Raw genomic sequence first — 16,246 nt, 5'->3', positions numbered from 1 at the left:
CTTCACTCTCTTACCACGGCTGTTCGGGCGGCATAATAAACAGCTCTGCCACGTTCACATGTTCCGGTGCCTGCAACACGTAAGGAATCGAGTCGGCGACATCATCGGCTTTCAGGAACGTCATCTTCTCCTTCAGCTGTTCCATCGGTGCACGATAATTTTTGTCACTGATATGCTCGAATAATTCACTTTCAACGGCACCCGGCTGAAGCGAGGTGACGCGAATGTTGAACTGAGGCGCCAGCTCCACGGACGGGGGGGTTATATGCCGCTGCCAATGGTCGAGGAAGCTTTCGCAGCGGGAAAACGGGTTACGCTGAACGTGCAGATGCAGCCCGACGTCGGGACCGGTTTTTCCATGCGGGCAGTGCACCTGGAAGAACATCCGCCCGGCCAGGCCAGATGCTGGTTCGTTAACACGCTGAAAGGCTGACATGCCGGGTATCAATAGCATCGTTGGGTAGCCAGCATTCATTGCTCAGGAGGGCTTTCCACTCTCTCATTGCGCTGGTTGGAACCCACGGTGTTACCGGCGCGATCCGAAATCTCATACTCAATGGTAACGTTATGCCTGGTGGTCGGTGTGACGGTGATGTCCTTGATCCTGCTGCCCGAATCGGGGGGAAGCGTGAGGCTTGTATTGCCTTTAGCCAGCACCCGACCATTTTGCTTCACCTGCCACTTCAGACGACACGCCTCACAGGCGGACCAGGTGTCATTGATCGCCCACAGGCGAACCGTTGCTTCGCTTCCCTGACGCCACACCGCCGTCACGGGTTCAATCGACGGCAGAATGGGCTGATAGGCTTTTTGCAGGGCGTAGTAGCCCGCTTTCGGCTTACGCAGATAATCCACGACGCCCCAGTTGATGGAGGGCCAGGTTTCTACAAACATAAAGTGGAAGAGGGCAGTTACCGGCTGGTAGCGCTGCCGACGATAGCTCTCTGCCGCCATTGCCACCAGCTCTGCCTGGTAACGCTGGGTGTTGGCAATCATCTCCTGAATGGTATTGCCCCGCGGAATATTGGCAAATTTAAAGGTCTGGAAGGGCTGGAAGTTATGGTATTTCCAGTGCGTCCAGCCGGGATCGTCGGCGGCGGTGCTTTTCGGCCACATCAGGCGGGCGGGAATGATGGTTTTCAGGGTTGAGAGTCGCGGTAGCGCCTGAGCGCCAAACTCCGTGATGATCGCGGTTTTGGCGGGGCCAAGAAGATCGCGCATGGTGCCAAAGTACCATCCGGCCCAGTAGTGTTCTTCCACCGCAGAAAAACGATGCACTATGCGCGAGGTATCTTGCGAAAGCGCGTCTCCGACGCGTTTCGTCAGCGTCTGGTTCAGGTTTTTATTCCAGTCGGGAAAGCGTTTTTCCATCCACGGTGAATTCCATGGCGGCTCGTTATGACCGCCCCAGACGATAATGGCCGGGGAATTACCAAACTGTTCAACCATCTCGCGGGTCTGTCGCGCGGCATTATCCGCGAAGGCGTCGCTGTTATTGTAACCCCATTGCAGGGGGACATCCTGCCAGATCATCAGCCCCATTTCGTCAGCCACATCGTAAAGTGCCCGGCCTGCCACATGCGAGTGAACGCGTATCGCGTTGGCGTTCATTGCCTGCACCAGCCTGAAATCGCGGCGATATTTTTTGCGTGTCATGGTGCTAAGCCACGGGGAGCCGATGTAATTACTCCCTTTGATAAACAGGCGTTTGTCATTAAAGAGCCAGCCCTTGTTGTCAGGCTGCTTCACTATCTTGCGTAACCCGGTACGGGCAACTGCGGTATCCATCACTCCTTGCTTATCCGTCAGGGTTGCGCGCACTCGGTACAGGTTTGGCCTGCCATAGCCCACTGGCCACCAGAGCCTGGCGCCTTGCATTGGCAGCGTGACGCGAAGCGATTGCGGCTTTCCGTCCGTTCTCGCAAGGTTTACAGGGAATTTCTGCTTTACAGGCGGGCCCGTAAAATTGTCTGGCGTGGCCGACAGGCGCAAAGTTACGTCACCGGCAGACAACGCCCGGTAGCGGATCTCGGCGTGCAGCGCTGGTTTGCTCAGCCCTTCACGCCAGTCCGGACGCAGTATTACCTCGTCGATGGTCACTCCGCGGCTCAAATGTAGCTTTACCGGCGACCAGATCCCCCCGGAGTTGGCATCCTGGCCGTCCTCTGACCAGGCCCCGCCAGGGCGGGTATCGTGCTGGTTAAGTACGCCTTTAACCATCGTTTTATGCAGCGGCCAGATTGTTTTCGGATCTTCCCAGGGACTGTCCACCCGCACGGCGAGCTTATTGTGTCGCTGCAAAGCATCGCTTATGTCTACCGAGAAGCGCTGAAAATACCCCTCGTGATGGGCAAGATGCCTGCCGTTGAGCGTGACGTCGGCAAAATAGTCCACGCCATCAAAGACCAGGGTGGCCATGGTATCGGGCGCGCGCCTGGGCAGGGTAAATTCGTGCCGATACCAGAGGGCACCCTGATGATCGTATCCGGCGCTGTACCAGTTGGCCGGAACCGCAATCGATCGCCAGTCGCGGTCAGGCGCGCTGGCGCCATCAAAGGTGCTGAGGTTGGCGTCATGCACGCGCCACATTCCGGCCAGTGACCAGGTGACGGGCTGGCTGGCCTGGGCCAGCAGAGGGCTAATTGCCAGCAGCAGAAGAAGCCTGATCATCTTTAACCTCCTGTGCTCTGCGGCGCAGCCAGGCCGCAGAGCGTCTGGCCTCCTCGATAAGCTCGCCATGTAAAACGCTCAGCCCCGTCTGGTTCAGCGAGACCGCCTGACTCTCCAATTGCTGGAGCACTTCTGAAAGACGAATGAAACCGAGGGTGACGGCTTCGCCGCGAAGCTTATGAGCGGCCCGCCGCAGGGCATCGCGGTCATTATGCGCAATGTTCAGCGCCATGGCTGCCACCGCCTCGTCAAGACCGTTGCCGAACAGCGCCAGCAATTCATTAACCAGTTCAGGATCGTCCGCGCACTGTTTTAACAGCTGTGCCTCATCCGGCAGACCCTTATCTTCTCCGGCGAGAACATGGGCTATCTCCTCCCTGAGCGCCTCCTGACTTACCGGCTTGGCAATATAGCCGTCGAAGCCCATTGCCAGACAGCGCGCCTTGTCACCCTGCATGGCATGGGCGGTCATCGCGATGGCGGGCTGGTGGCTACGCCCCCGCGTCAGTGTCTCCTCACGAAGCAGGCGAATGGCCGTTTCACCGTCCATTTCTGGCATTTGCAAGTCAACCAACATCAAATCCCAGGACTGTTCACGCCAGCGTTCGAGGGCCTCACGGCCATTGGATACCACTTCGCAACGGTGGCCGAGCTGCTCCAGCAGGCGTCTGGCGACTTTCTGATTCACCAGGTTGTCCTCGGCCAGAAGAATGTGAAGTCCGCCCTGCGCCGGTACAGGCGAGGTGACGGGAGAGGGAGAAAGAGAAGGGGGCGATGCCAGATGTGGAGCGGGTGCCAGGACGCTGGCTATGGTTTGATAGAGTTCACGTTGGGCAACCGGCTTATGCAAATAGTGGGCAACCCCGATGCGCTTGAGCATATTGGCATCGAAATGGCGGCTCATGGAACTGAGCATAATGATGTGGCTTTGCTCGGCCTGCGGCATAACAGAGAGCTCAATGGCCAGCGATACACCGTCCATATCCGGCATCTGGGCATCCAGCAGGATCAGCGGCCAGTATCCCCTTTTTGCGGTCAGGCTTAACGCTTCCCCGGCGTTGTTAACACAGGTCGGTGTCAGACCCATCTGGCGAAGCATGGTGTCCAGCAGCCGCAGGTTGGTACTGTTGTCGTCTACCACCAGTACCGATTCGCCGTTAAAGCGTGCTACAGGAGCATCGGTTGCTGAGACAGCCAACTGACCTTCCAGTGGCAACGTAAAAGCAAATTCGCTGCCTTCACCCGGCTCGCTCTGAACCGTTAGCTCTCCGCCCATAAGACTTACCAGGCGGGCAGAAATGGTCAGTCCGAGGCCAGTACCGCCGTAGCGGCGGGTGGTAGAGCTATCGGCCTGGCTGAACGCCTCGAAAATGGCTTTTTGTTTCTCCATCGGGATGCCAATGCCGCTGTCGCGTATGCGAAAACGCCAGTGCCCTTCACTTTCTGTAGGCTCTATTGCCAGCATAACCTCACCGTGATGGGTGAACTTCAGCGCGTTGCCCAGGAGATTAGTCAGAATTTGACGTAGTCGGGGACCATCAACGATGAGCACTTCCGGCACCCCCGGAGCGATATCCACCAGCAGTTCAATGCCTTTTTCGCTGGCGGAGGGCATATGCGGGCGGATGAGCGACTGCACAAAGGGGCGGATTTCCAGCGGCTCTGTATCGACGGTCATCTTACCTGACTCAATGCGTGAGAAATCGAGAATGTCATTGATGATATGCAGCAGTGACTGCGCTGAACTCATCACCAGAGAAAGATATTCACGCTGTTCGAGGGTGAGCTGTGTATCGAGGCAGAGCTGAGTCATGCCCAGAATGCCGTTCATCGGGGTGCGAATTTCGTGGCTCATGTTGGCGAGAAATGCACTCTTCGCCTCGTTGGCCTCCCGGGCCACTTTCGCCGCTTCAATGGCTAACAACTCGGCCTCCTTGCGGCGGGTGATGTCCTGTAGGGTGCCGATCACCCGTTCGGCCTGCTGCTGCATACTGAGGGTGACCACCTGTCCCGAAACCAGCATCCAGCGCCAGCCCTGCGTCGCGTGTTGCACGCGAATCTCACTTTCAAACACCGGCATGTGCTCCTGCCTGGAGGCGATCATCGCGTTGCGCAGGACGGCACGATCCTCTTCATGGACCAGATTCAGTAAAAAGCGCAGCGGGTAGTGCAGCTGCGTACGTGACTGACCCACCATCGCCAGCAACGTATCGTTCACCTCCAGGCTGTCGTGAGAGACCTGCCAGTTCCAGATGCCGATCTGAATGGACTCTGCGGTCAGTAAAAAATCATCGTGCAGCTGCTGGCGCGAGCGCTGGGCGTCGTCAAGCTCGGTAATATCGGTATGCAGGCTGAGAATGCCGCCATCGGCGAGACGCTGATGCTGCACGTAGAGCCGCCGGTTTCCCGACTGCCGCACCTCTCGATGGCTTGACTGACGGCAGTTGCGAACGATCGCTTCACGCAGGGTCCGGCGGCGGGTGGAGTCGATGTTATAACCCGCATCAATAAATTTCTCCGCCAGGCTCTCGAGGGAAGCGCCGGCGATCAGCCAGGGGGCGATCACCGGGTAAAAGCGCGATATCTGGTCATTCCAGGCCAGCAGATGCTCGGCGGGATCGTAAATCATCACCCCCACAGGCAGCGCGTTGAGATCGAAACGGGATGTGGCTCGCATGGTTACTCACCTCTGGCCTTATAGTGCAGCTCCGCCTGGCGGCGCAGATACTCCAGCCCGGGGGCAATTGCCATCGCCCAGGCTGTGAGGATCTCTTCATCGCAAAGTGGATCGCAGGCGCGCACGGTCCTGAGCATTGCCTCCCGCCAGAGGCCGAAAAATCGCGGTGGCAGGCCTAGTCCTTCATCACTCTGCTCCCGCGCCAGGCGTTCCAGAAAATCGGGTACAAACAGCGCACCGTCAACGGCAAGCATGGCGAAAAAGCTCTTGAAGATCGTCTGCTGGCCATCTCCGCCCTGGTCCCGGGCAAAGTGCTGTTCTGTCTCCGGTGACATATGGATAAACGTTTCCCAGAACGTTTCAAAAAAGTGCCGTTTATCATTCTCCGGCAGGACGCGGTTCAGGCTGGCGTCAAAGAGATCGCGATAAAATTTCATGGTGCGGCCCTCAAGGCACGTTCGCCGGGCAGACAGAGGCCGGGCGGATTGAAAGGATCCGACGTGCGGCGGGCAAAATAGCCATCATTCTTCACAAGGCCGTTTTCAAACAGCGGTCCGGCGTTGTGTTTGTACAGCAGCGCTTCCAGCACCATGGCGTTCGTCGAGAGGGTTAGCGTCGGGTTGATATCGCCGGTGGCCTCAACGCGGCCCTCAAACCAGCCCTGTTGCGGGTTATTCAGGTGTCGGGTTATAGCCATCAGGGCATCGGTATATTCGTTTTCCCACAGCGTCCAGAGCATGAAGACCGCTTTGGTGGTCACCTGTGCCAGCCGGGGATAGCTTTTACCGTCATCGCCCAACGTATTCCAGGCGTAACCATTCCCCCAGACGGTGTCCTCGACGTGCCATGGCGCCTGAGAGAGGTAAAAATCGGCGCGTGCGGTGAGTATGCCGTCGTGCTCCCAGCGCGTTTTTTGGCTGAGCCATACTCCTTCGGCCCGGGCGCGCAGCCTTTTTTGAATATCGACGGCCACTCCGGGGGCCTGCCAGCCAAACTCCAGACCCGGGAGCATCGCGGGGAGGGTGGAGAGCAGCGATGGCTGCCAGGTTGTTCTTGGATCGCGCGCGTCAACGGCGAGGCTGCGCTGGTACATGATGACGTTCTGGGAAGGCGGGGAAAATGCCTTGCCCGCCGGGAATCCCCACAGCCGAAACGCGCTGGCGGCATATTCGCTTTCACCCAGCCGCAGTTCGTCGCGTACCAACAGCTGTTCGTTCTGCTCGGACGCAGACCACAGCTCCCCGTCTTTATCCATCACCGGACAAAAATTCCAGCGCAGGATGATTTTTTCCAGATATTCGCGGTACTCAGGTGCTCGCTCGGCAGTGAGACGCAGGGCCAGCATCAGCCGCGCCATATCTTTCGCCGACCATCCGCGCTGCGCCGGTTTTCCTGTGAAATCGATGGGCGTGGCCGTACGGCTGGAATAGAGTCTGCCTGGCGTGCGGGTTTCGGTCAGCGTCAGGCGATTGAGTGTTCCGAGCAGGCGCGTCAGCCGTGCATCAAACTCGGCCGCCTGGATCAGACCCAGCTCGCGAGCTGCCAGCAGGGCGATAAGCGTATCGCCCATTTGCCACAGCGTAACGCGTGGCTGTTTATCGCTACCGTTGACCAGCCCTGTCTGAGGCTGTGTGTTATTCTCAAAATAGCGCCAGGCGATACCCGCCCACTCCCGCTCCTGTGGGGTCAGGCTACTGATGCGAGCGGTGGTGTGCCAGCCGCCTTTGGTCAGCCAGCGCCACCCTGCGCTTTCGCAGCTGAACAGGGCGAAGGCGATAATAAGAATGAGGACGGCGGCAGCCAGCCAGCGGGCTAAGGTCTTAAGCATTGTGCGGTCACCGGCGGCAGTTTCACAGGCTCGTCCGTATTACAGGTAGCACATTGACAGGCCTGGCAAGCGGGTTTGGTGCGCAGAGTGGTCCCGGTTTGTTCACACCATGTCTTCACTGCGGGCGTACTGTTCAGGAATGGACGGTTGCGCGAGGCATTATTAGGCTCAAAGAGATCCACCAGCTTTTTTTCCCACAGGGAAGGGGCAAAGTGGGGATCTTTGGGATTATCGCTGTTGAACTGCAACAGCTTGCCCTCTTTTTTGAACAGCAATGCTTCAAGCATGATGCCGTTGTTATTGGCCGTGAATTCTTTGATGGGGCCGTCGCCGTTTTCGTACAGCCCTTCATAGTAGCCTTTGCCCGCCTCGTTGGCGTTTTCAATGGCGTCCAGCAGGCGGTCGGTATAAGGCGAATTCCAGAGAACCCACATCCCGAGCGCCGCTTTCAGAGAGACGGCGGCCGTATTGGGAACGTACACGCCTTTATCGGTGATGGTGTTCCAGTTGAAGCCGTCGCTAAAGACGGTGTCGTAGACGAAGTAGGGTGACTGATCGAGTTGATGCTCAGAGCGAGCAGATAAAATACCGGTGATGGCGTAGCGATTCTCCTGCGCCTGGTAAACCCTGTCGGCGAAGTTTTTCATCCACGGATGGGTGTAGTCACGCGGGCTGTTTTCCCTGTCCGTCGGTTTGTCGAAACCAAATTCGAGGCCGTAAAGCACATAGGATTCGGTTACGACGTAATTATGCTGGCTGGTAAGGCGCGGATCGCGCGAGTCATAAGGCACCATTACGCAGTAGATCTCAGCCAGCTCGTAGGGCTGAGGCTGGCTGGCCTGACAGGTGCCAAAGCCCCACAGCGCAAAGCCCGCTGCACCATACTCTTCGTAGCCCAGCCGCCCCTCCTGCACGTACTTTGGCTGGCCATTTTCCAGGTAGGCTCCGTACATCATTCCACAGGGGTTGATGACGTTGGTGAAGTTCCATCCCAGCAGCACGTTATCAATGCTGTTGCCGTATTCCGGATAGCGCTCCTTAATGACCTTCAGCCAGATCAACATCCTGCCGATGTCCAGCGCCGAGAAGCCAATCTCGCCAGGTTTGTTCTGGTAGTTAACCTTCTGACCTGTGATGGTGTTATAGGCTTTATTGGGCAGTTCGTTGCGGAATAAATCCAGTTTGTTCAGGGTAGCGAGTAATTTCAGCATTCTGCGATCGAACTCAGCTTTATCAATAATCCCCAGCTCCCTTGCGGCCGTCATCGCGGCCATATAAGAGGCGCTGTCCCACATAGTGGTTGAGGGGTATTTATTAACGGCATTTACCAGGCCGGTTGTGGGCTGATAGTTAGCAACGAAATATTGCCAGGCGTTTTTGGCAATAGCCATCTCGCGAGGCGTGAGTTCGCCGCTACGCGGTGGGTAATCAGAAGCGGGAAGTCCAGCCGCTGCCTGTGCCGCAGAGAGTGAGAGCCAGCACGCCACAAGCCCGGCCAGAAGAGGAAAAAAGAGTATTGATTTCAGCTTCATGGCTTCGCTCCTGCTGAAGAGGTTTGGGGAGTGGCGGGGCCAGGGCAGGCCAGACAAAGCATCTGACCGTGCGCAATGTACGCCAGGCTTTCGAGGACGACCGCATTGGTATCGGCATCAACGATCTCGTTCACGCTGCTGTTGAGGTTAAGCCCGCGCTGCCAGCCCTTGCCTGGTACCTGTAGCTTTTGCACCTGCTGGCGCAGTGCTTCGCTCCAGCCGTTGCGGAACAGGGCGTACCAGGCAAAGGCGGTGCGGGTCGAAGTCATCGCCGTTTGCTCCGGCGTGGCGTCAAGCAGAGCGCTATTTTGCAGCGGCTGGCGATTGGGCAGATCGTTGACGTAATCCGGCGCGGGCTCGGCGTAATCGGTGCTGATCGGCGGCTTGCGGACCCGAAGGCTATGTCGACGCTGTTGGATCTGCATTATGCGCCATGTGATTTCTGCGCTCTGCGCATCAAAACCCAGCTCAAGCCCCGTTAATAAATAGGGAAGGCTGATAAGCGAAGGTTGGCGACCCCACGGCGTGCGCAGCCCCTCGTCGGGCACCATTATTCCGTCGATGTCGATCATCTGCTGCCCTTCTGGTGGATTCGTCACTGCCAGTCCCGCCGCGCTGTCGATCAGCCGAAGCGTATGGCTTGCATAAAGACGATAGCCGAAGCTGTTTCTCGGCTCGTCCGTCGCCAGCGCCCAATGGTGGAGCGGGACCGCGGCCTGGCTGGTGGTGTTATTGGCAATCAGGGCGCCCATCTTCCAGCGATCGAGCAGATTGCGTACGGCGCCAGCGTGCTGAGGATAACGCCACAGCAGCGTTTGCAGGGCGTTAAGCAGGCGGCCCATGCCGATAGCCGAGGCGTCCGGTTTGCCCAGGGTCTCAAGTGTGTCGGCATGGTAATAGGCGGCGGGCAGCCCCTGAGGATTGAGTGGAAGGCTTGCGAGGGCCGCCAGTGCGGCCGCGATGCGTTCATCAAACTCCTCGGAAGTAAGAACGTTGAGCTGCCTGGCGGCTGCAACCGCAAAAAGATAGCTGCCGGTGCTCCACAGGCTGAGCCAGGGTTCGCCGTCGTGCGCGTTGGCCAGGCCATTCGGCTGCGTGTTGTTCACATAATATTGCCAGGCCACCCGCGCCCAGATGGCTTCTTCGAATGTCAGTTCACGCGGAGCGGGCAAGGGTGGGAAATCGTTACTCAGCGATATCCCTGCGCTGCTCTCAACGCGTGTCGGCATCTGTTTTTCAACCCAGACGACAATAGCGAATCCCAGCAGAAAGCCGAGCAGAATGGTGAGGTAGCTGCGGGCTGACAAAAGTGCGTCGCGTTTTCTCATTCGCTCACCTCTTCTTCAGCCGGAGTCCACATGGCGGCGAAGATCAGCGGCAGCATGGCGGCAATGTTGACTGCACCCCAGAAGATATTGATAACGTAGCCGGACGGATCGTCAACCTGCCCACGTGCAACCTGAATACCGCCCCAAATCAGCCCCGCCAGCGTGAGCACGACGATGGCGATTTGCGGTTTCACCAGGTATAGAAACCGTCCCGTCTGCCTCTCTTTGGGGGTAACGTGGAATTTGATCTGCTCTCCGCGCAGGACTGTGTTGAGCGCGCGCAAATTCATGGAGAAGAATGAGAGATACGATGCTCTGCCATCCCAGGCTGATATTCCCCAGGTGCCGAACATAAACGCCAGCTCCGAAACAATAAAAAAGGGCAAAAAATGAAGATAAAAGGGTTCAGACCAGGCTGATACAGGCGGAATGCCGGTAAACAGGTAAACAATGGGCGATATCAGGAAAACAGTGTTCCACACGCAGGCCAGATAGGACCAGAAGGTGGTGGCGTACATCAGCGTTTGCGGCAAAGAGAGCTTAAAACGGCGGCGGCTGAAAATATTGTCATGGAACAGAATATCCAGTGAACCCGCGGCATATTTGAAGCGCTGGATCATCCACGTCAGCATATCCTGCGGTGAGAGCATTTTCGATTCGATCCGCGGGTGCATTACCGAGCGCCAGCGGCGGGCGGCATCGCCGTGGAGCAGGATGGAGGTATAAATATCTTCTGAAACGTGAAATTTATAGGGCGTGAGTTCCGTGTCGAAGGCCACGTGGGGACGCATGGCGTCCTGAAGGGTTTCACGCATGACGGGATCGCGAATGTCCCGCGTGTGGCGATCGATCTCTTCTTCTATCGTCCAGACGTAGCTGCGCAGCGCTGCCTGCATTACCGCTTCGCGCCTGTGTACAGAGGCCGCACCGCAGCAGAAGGCGGCGTTGGCCCAGTTTCGCCGTCGCAGAATGACGTCATAAAACATGCGCGGATCGTTAAAAAAGGGATCGCGGCCGATGGTTACTGGCCCGATGAACTTCTGGGCGAGCCATCCCAGCCCGTATCCCGTTTTGCCCGCTTTTCGCCCAAGCCAGCGCGCGAGGTTTTCCCCCTCCGGCAGGTCGAAGAACCACTGCGGTGTCTGAACCCAGGCCACGTCAGGGTCACGAAAGTAGCCCAGCGTGTGGCTGAGCAGAGTGGGGAAGACCCGGGTATCGGCATCGCAAATGATCAGGAAATCACCGTCGGTTTGCTCAAGTCCGTTTCGCAAGTTACCGGCCTTAAAGCCAATATTGGTCTGGCGGGAGATGTAGTTTGCGCCTTCCTGATCGCAGACGGCTTTCATCTCCGGACGCCGGCCATCATCGAGCACGTGCACCTTGTAGTCCAGCGGGCCGGGGTAATCCATCTTCATGGCGTCCCGAATTGAAAGCCTGACCAGCTCAACATCTTCTGAATAGGTTGCGATAAAAAGATCGACCTTGATGGGTCTTGAGGCTTCCGCGTCTTCGGAGCGCAGGCAATCATTGATCTCAATCGGGGGCGGATTTTGCGGCGGATCGTCTTCTTTCCACAGGTTTATGGTGAATAGCACTGTGCCGATCCAGGCCAGGGTTTCAGCCAGCACCAATGGAATGGCATACCACAGCGCGTCGGTATTTAAGGAAGCTGTCCAGCGCCAGTAAATATAATTAGCGCCTAAAATCAGCGAGGCAACCGCCAATACCTGCCATGTTAACATGACCCATCGCGGTGTCTTAAGCGGTTCAGGCGGCTGGCGATGTTCAAAACGGGTAAAATAAAAATCCATAGAGAAGGATATCCTGTTTCCACGATAGTTATTAATTACAGACCCGTTACTGACAGGGAGCGCAAAACGGAAAATAACGTCCGTAAACAAAAAGTAAAGTAAGTGTAGATGGCGGAGGAAATAATTCCAGAGAGGTTAAAACTCGATTGTTTACACGCGCTAAAATAACTGTTAACTACGCTTAATAATATTTGAAGCGTTATCAAAAATTGCCAGATGCTTTTGTTTACGCTATCTAAATAAAATACAAGAAACTTTTTAGCATGGAGAACGCGACGCCCCATGAGCCAGATTGCGCCTGTGCTTATAAATAAAGACGTTGAAAAACCAACGACATGGCGTTACATCGCGTCGGATAAACGTGATTTACGTATTGATTTTATGCGCGGTATCGCCTTAGTGATGATGGTGGTGGCGCACACGGAAGTGATGTCGATATTTAATATATTTACCTGGGAAAGGTTTGGTCTGGTCACCGGCGCTGAGGGTTTTGTGATCCTTTCAGGATTTATGCTGGGAATGTTAAACCGTGTAAGATTGCAAAAAGCAGTATTGTTGACTATATCCTGGGGGCTTTATCTGCGTGCATGGAAAATATATCGGATAAATATCATCATTATTCTTTCATTTTTACTGTTAGGATATCTGCCGTTTATTAACGTCTTTGAGGTGACCCATTTTACCGATCGTTACTCAGGTACAACCTGGTCACTGTATCCGGTGACGCCGCAAATTAAAGAAACCTGGTTTAACATTGTCCTCTACCTGCAAATTGGCCCTCATCAAACGCAAATCCTTGGGCTCTATATTTTTCTTCTGCTGTTAAGCCCCCTGTTTTTGGGGATGCTCCAGAAAGGATACGTCTACTGGCTGCTGGGTTTATCGTTGCTCGTCTACGGCGGCTGGCAGATGTGGCCGGTACGCGCTACGCCGTCTCAGTTTGAATTCGCGTTTCCGCTGCTGGCCTGGCAGTTTATTTTCGTGCTGGGTATGTGCAGCGGTTGGTACAAAGAGGATTTGATCTCTTTTGCCCGTACGCCCGCCGGTAAGGTCGTGCTCGTGGCGCTGGTGATAATTGCGCTGCTTCTTGGCTTTATCGCCCAGAACCATACCAACCCGTTTATGCCGCCCGCACTGCTAATGCACAGCCTCTCGCCGGAGGACTTCAACGCTTTTTATCATACCTGGGCGGCAAAAAATGGCCTTGGGCCCGTCAGGGTACTTAACGATATCTGTCTGATGGTGACCGTCTATTTGGTGCTGACCTGGTGCTGGCTGCCCCTGTATCGCCTCGCAGGCTGGTTTCTTATTCCGCTGGGTCAACATTCGCTTTATACCTTTATTTTGCATGTCTACGTCGTATTTCTGGTAAGCCAGTTCGTCACGTTCGATCTGTGGCGCCAGGACTGGATAGTGAACACCTTCATTCACGCTGCGGCGCTGGGCGTGCTGTGGCTGATGGCGAAATATAACGTCGCCGCGCGCTGGATACCTAACTAAGGAAGGGCTGATGCGGGATAAATTTTTGCTGACCTGCGCACTGCTGTGCGTTGCCACTGGCGCAGAGTCGGCGCCGAAGGACGATGCGGATTCACTACGTGACAAGAACGGCGAGCCGGTGCAGGCTGGCGTGTTCACCAGCCGCTGGGGTCGCCTGTTCTCCGGTAATGAAGACGTCTTCTCTGGCGCGCTGAGCTTTAGTTCGGGACTAAAAGAGCAGTGGATGACTATCCCTAACAGCTCGGACACCGCAGAGCAGAAACGTAAATACAACCAGACGCTTAATCTCAGCCTGCAATACTCACCCTACAGTTACTGGTTTGCGAACGTGACATCGCGTTTGCCGGTGACGGACACCAGCCGCTACACGGCCGATTTTCGTTACAGTTTTGGCTATGATGACTGGCATGCCAACACTTTCAGCCTGGTGTACAGCAATTACGGGGATAACCGCTTCTGGACGTCAGGAAACCGTCGCCACACCTATTTTGAGCAGGGGGCCGTGACGCTGGCGTATAAATTTTCACTGCCGAAACCGATAGAGAATACGCTCCTGATTAACAAAGGCGACTCTATCATTTGCCAGATGGGCTACAGCTGGGTTCCGCGTTATTACGATCTGGACAGCAACGATATCCGCAAAAACAAGAACGTGGTATTGGGCGGGTGTGGTTATACCTTTAAGCAGCACTTCTTCGTGCGCGCCACGGCGTTCTGGTTTCCGGACAGCAGCCAGCAACAGCCCTGGAACGGCGACTACAGCTATAGTTTTGGCTATGCGGGTTATACGCCAGGTTCATTCTCTGTTCAGTATGCTAACTACTCCGGCACCCGTTACCCCGGTCACCAGAGCGGCAGCGGTAAATTCCGGGAAGGCACCGTCAGCGTCATCTGGTTCTTACCGCTTTAGGAGGGCGTATGTTGTCACAGCACGTCCTGATAGTTGAAGACTCACTGGTTTATCGTCGCCTGCTTAGCCGAATGCTGACGCAGTGGGGGTATACCGTCTACGAGGCGGAGAACGGCGTTGCCGCGCTTGAGATCCTCGAAAACCAGCCAGTCAGCCTGGTGATCAGCGACTGGGATATGCCGGAAATGGATGGCCTGACGTTGTGCCGGGAGGTTCGCAGCCGTCAGTTCGGACATTATGTTTATTTAATTTTGCTTACCGCACGCGAAGAGCCGGGCGATCTGACGGTGGGGTTTGACGCCGGTGCGGATGATTTTCTCAACAAGCCGGTCGAGCAGAGTGAGCTGCGGGCGCGATTGCACGCGGGGGCACGGGTTCTGTCCCTTGAGGCCACGCTTGCTACGCGTAATGCACGCCTCAGTGAGGCGTTAAGGCAGATAGAGCAAGACCTTGAAGTGGCGGCGCGGATCCAGCAGTCGGTTCTGCCTGCGCATCAGTTGCGTTACCGGGATTACTTTGCAGACTGGATTTTTTTGCCGTCAGCCTGGGTGTCCGGCGATATTTTCAATGTCTTCCCGCTGGACAATCACCTGGGATTCTACTGTGTAGATGTGTCGGGGCACGGCGTTGGTGCGGCGATGATGTCACTTGCCGTGGCCCGTCAGTTTCTGCATGGCAGGGCGGTAGAGCGTTTTCTGTTTGCAGACGATAGCGACGTTGCCTCCCCTGCGGAAGTCGTTCGGATCCTGAATGGTCGCTTTTGCAGCGAAGAGGTTGAGATAATGAGTTATTTCACCATGATTTACGGTGTTATCGACCTGACAACAGGTGAAGGCAAGCTTTGCCAGGCCGGGCATCCTACGCCGTTCATTGTGAACCCTGGCGGCGAGGTCAGGACGGTCGGTGAAGGCGGCGCGCCGGTAGGATTGATGCCGGATCTCAGCTGGTCAGACGTAAGCTTCTCGCTGGCGCCGGGTGAGCGCCTCTGCCTGTTTAGCGATGGCATCACCGAGTGTGAAAATCCTGACAACGAACAGTTTGGTCAGGCTCGTTTGCAGCGTCGGCTTCAGGATGACGCCACGCTCGCACTGGAACGGCTCTTACCGCAGTTTGCGCAGCATCTTATACGCTGGCGCAGCGGAAAATACCGTGAACAGCAGGCCATGGCGGACGATGTTTCCTTATTAGTGATTGAGCGTACAGGAGTAAACGATGAACATTGATACAGACCGACTGGACGACGTAAACATTATGACGCCTTCGGTGCGCCGACTGGACGCCTCGGTGGCGGCGGTATTTAAGGAAGCTATTGCCCGGGAGATTGGGGTGGATCGTAAAGCCCTGATAGTCGATTTCAGCAAAATCGATTTTATCGACAGCAGCGGCCTTGGCGCACTGGTTTCCCTGCTGAAGATGATGAATGGTAAAGGTGAAATGATGCTGTGTGCGCTGAACCCCGGTATACGCAACATGTTCACCCTGACCCGTATGGATCGCATATTTCGCATTTGCCCGGATCGCGCTACGGCACTTTCGCATCTAAATCAGTGAGTTGACTGTGGCTAACGACATTACTTTTCCCGCCACGTTAACCTCCGTCTCGCCGCTTGCGGCATGGCTTGAGCGTCAGATGGCTTCGCTGTCCGTTAGCGATGACTGGCGCTTTGCGCTCGATCTCGCCGCCTGTGAAACGGCTACCAACATTATTCGTCATGCGCTACATGAGGATCCGGAACGTTGCTTCACCGTGGAGTTCATCGTTACCGTCTCGGACGCGGCGCTGCGTTTTACGGACGATGGCGATAAATTTCCCGCTGAACGTCTCGCGGCGGTGCGTGACGACGCGACGTTCGATGCCTCTCTTTTGGCTGAAAGCGGCAGAGGACTGAAACTCATTTTGTTGTATGTGGATAATTTCACGGTAGAAAATATTGCAGGGAAAAATATCACCGTTCTGGAGAAGAGGATGGTCGGATAATTGTGACGTTTA

At 56.0% G+C, this 16,246-nt stretch carries 13 protein-coding genes; 5 read left to right on the top strand and 8 right to left on the bottom strand.

Features of this window, described 5'->3' with window-relative positions; genetic code table 11:
• Nucleotides 1–10 precede the first annotated feature (10 nt).
• From BFV63_RS23455 to BFV63_RS16855, 8 genes are read right to left on the bottom strand one after another with little or no spacing between them, the layout of a single operon-like run.
• Nucleotides 11–436 carry an SDR family oxidoreductase gene (locus BFV63_RS23455; protein ID WP_050583628.1) on the bottom strand — a complete coding sequence of 142 codons (426 nt, stop codon included), beginning with the start codon at nt 434–436 and terminating at the stop codon, nt 11–13.
• A gap of 35 nt (nt 437–471) precedes the next feature.
• Complete coding sequence (locus BFV63_RS16885) at nt 472–2,670, bottom strand: glycoside hydrolase family 2 protein (RefSeq protein WP_048209494.1); 2,199 nt, start codon at nt 2,668–2,670, stop codon at nt 472–474.
• Complete coding sequence (locus tag BFV63_RS16880) at nt 2,639–5,347, bottom strand: response regulator (protein WP_048241976.1); 2,709 nt, start codon at nt 5,345–5,347, stop codon at nt 2,639–2,641. Before BFV63_RS16880 ends, BFV63_RS16885 begins: the two co-directional genes overlap by 32 nt.
• Before the next feature lie 2 nt (nt 5,348–5,349).
• A complete protein-coding gene (locus BFV63_RS16875) occupies nt 5,350–5,784 on the bottom strand; it encodes a globin (RefSeq protein ID WP_003862244.1) in 435 nt (144 codons plus the stop codon).
• Nucleotides 5,781–7,175, bottom strand: coding sequence for a DUF3131 domain-containing protein (locus BFV63_RS16870; RefSeq protein WP_048209491.1), 1,395 nt, complete (start codon nt 7,173–7,175; stop codon nt 5,781–5,783). Before BFV63_RS16870 ends, BFV63_RS16875 begins: the two co-directional genes overlap by 4 nt.
• Nucleotides 7,160–8,707: a DUF3131 domain-containing protein gene (locus BFV63_RS16865; RefSeq protein WP_048209488.1), complete on the bottom strand. Its 1,548-nt coding sequence runs from the start codon at nt 8,705–8,707 to the stop codon at nt 7,160–7,162. The genes BFV63_RS16870 and BFV63_RS16865 overlap by 16 nt, the downstream gene beginning before the upstream one ends.
• Entirely contained in the window at nt 8,704–10,035 is a 1,332-nt protein-coding gene (locus tag BFV63_RS16860) for a DUF3131 domain-containing protein (RefSeq protein ID WP_003862249.1), read from the bottom strand. The genes BFV63_RS16865 and BFV63_RS16860 overlap by 4 nt, the downstream gene beginning before the upstream one ends.
• On the bottom strand, nt 10,032–11,846 hold the full coding sequence (locus BFV63_RS16855; RefSeq protein ID WP_023323634.1) for a glycosyltransferase family 2 protein: 1,815 nt from the start codon (nt 11,844–11,846) through the stop codon (nt 10,032–10,034). The genes BFV63_RS16860 and BFV63_RS16855 overlap by 4 nt, the downstream gene beginning before the upstream one ends.
• A gap of 282 nt (nt 11,847–12,128) precedes the next feature.
• On the opposite strand from BFV63_RS16855, the gene opgC reads away from it, so the two are divergent.
• The 5 genes from opgC to BFV63_RS16830 are packed head-to-tail and all read left to right on the top strand — an operon-like array spanning nt 12,129 to nt 16,234.
• Nucleotides 12,129–13,346: an OpgC domain-containing protein gene (gene opgC, locus BFV63_RS16850; RefSeq protein WP_003862253.1), complete on the top strand. Its 1,218-nt coding sequence runs from the start codon at nt 12,129–12,131 to the stop codon at nt 13,344–13,346.
• 10 nt (nt 13,347–13,356) lie between these two features.
• Nucleotides 13,357–14,256 carry a hypothetical protein gene (locus BFV63_RS16845; protein ID WP_003862255.1) on the top strand — a complete coding sequence of 300 codons (900 nt, stop codon included), beginning with the start codon at nt 13,357–13,359 and terminating at the stop codon, nt 14,254–14,256.
• A gap of 8 nt (nt 14,257–14,264) precedes the next feature.
• A complete protein-coding gene (locus tag BFV63_RS16840) occupies nt 14,265–15,479 on the top strand; it encodes a PP2C family protein-serine/threonine phosphatase (protein WP_032609966.1) in 1,215 nt (404 codons plus the stop codon).
• The gene (locus BFV63_RS16835) at nt 15,469–15,807 is read left to right on the top strand and encodes an STAS domain-containing protein (RefSeq protein ID WP_003862258.1); all 339 of its coding nucleotides are present in this window, start codon (nt 15,469–15,471) and stop codon (nt 15,805–15,807) included. Before BFV63_RS16840 ends, BFV63_RS16835 begins: the two co-directional genes overlap by 11 nt.
• A 7-nt stretch (nt 15,808–15,814) precedes the next feature.
• The gene (locus tag BFV63_RS16830; RefSeq protein WP_022651685.1) at nt 15,815–16,234 is read left to right on the top strand and encodes an ATP-binding protein; all 420 of its coding nucleotides are present in this window, start codon (nt 15,815–15,817) and stop codon (nt 16,232–16,234) included.
• The last annotated feature ends 12 nt before the right edge of the window (nt 16,235–16,246 follow it).

Origin of the sequence: Enterobacter hormaechei subsp. xiangfangensis (genome assembly GCF_001729785.1) — a bacterium.
Lineage (GTDB): Bacteria > Pseudomonadota > Gammaproteobacteria > Enterobacterales > Enterobacteriaceae > Enterobacter > Enterobacter hormaechei_C.
This window is presented reverse-complemented; position numbering and strand designations above follow the sequence as displayed.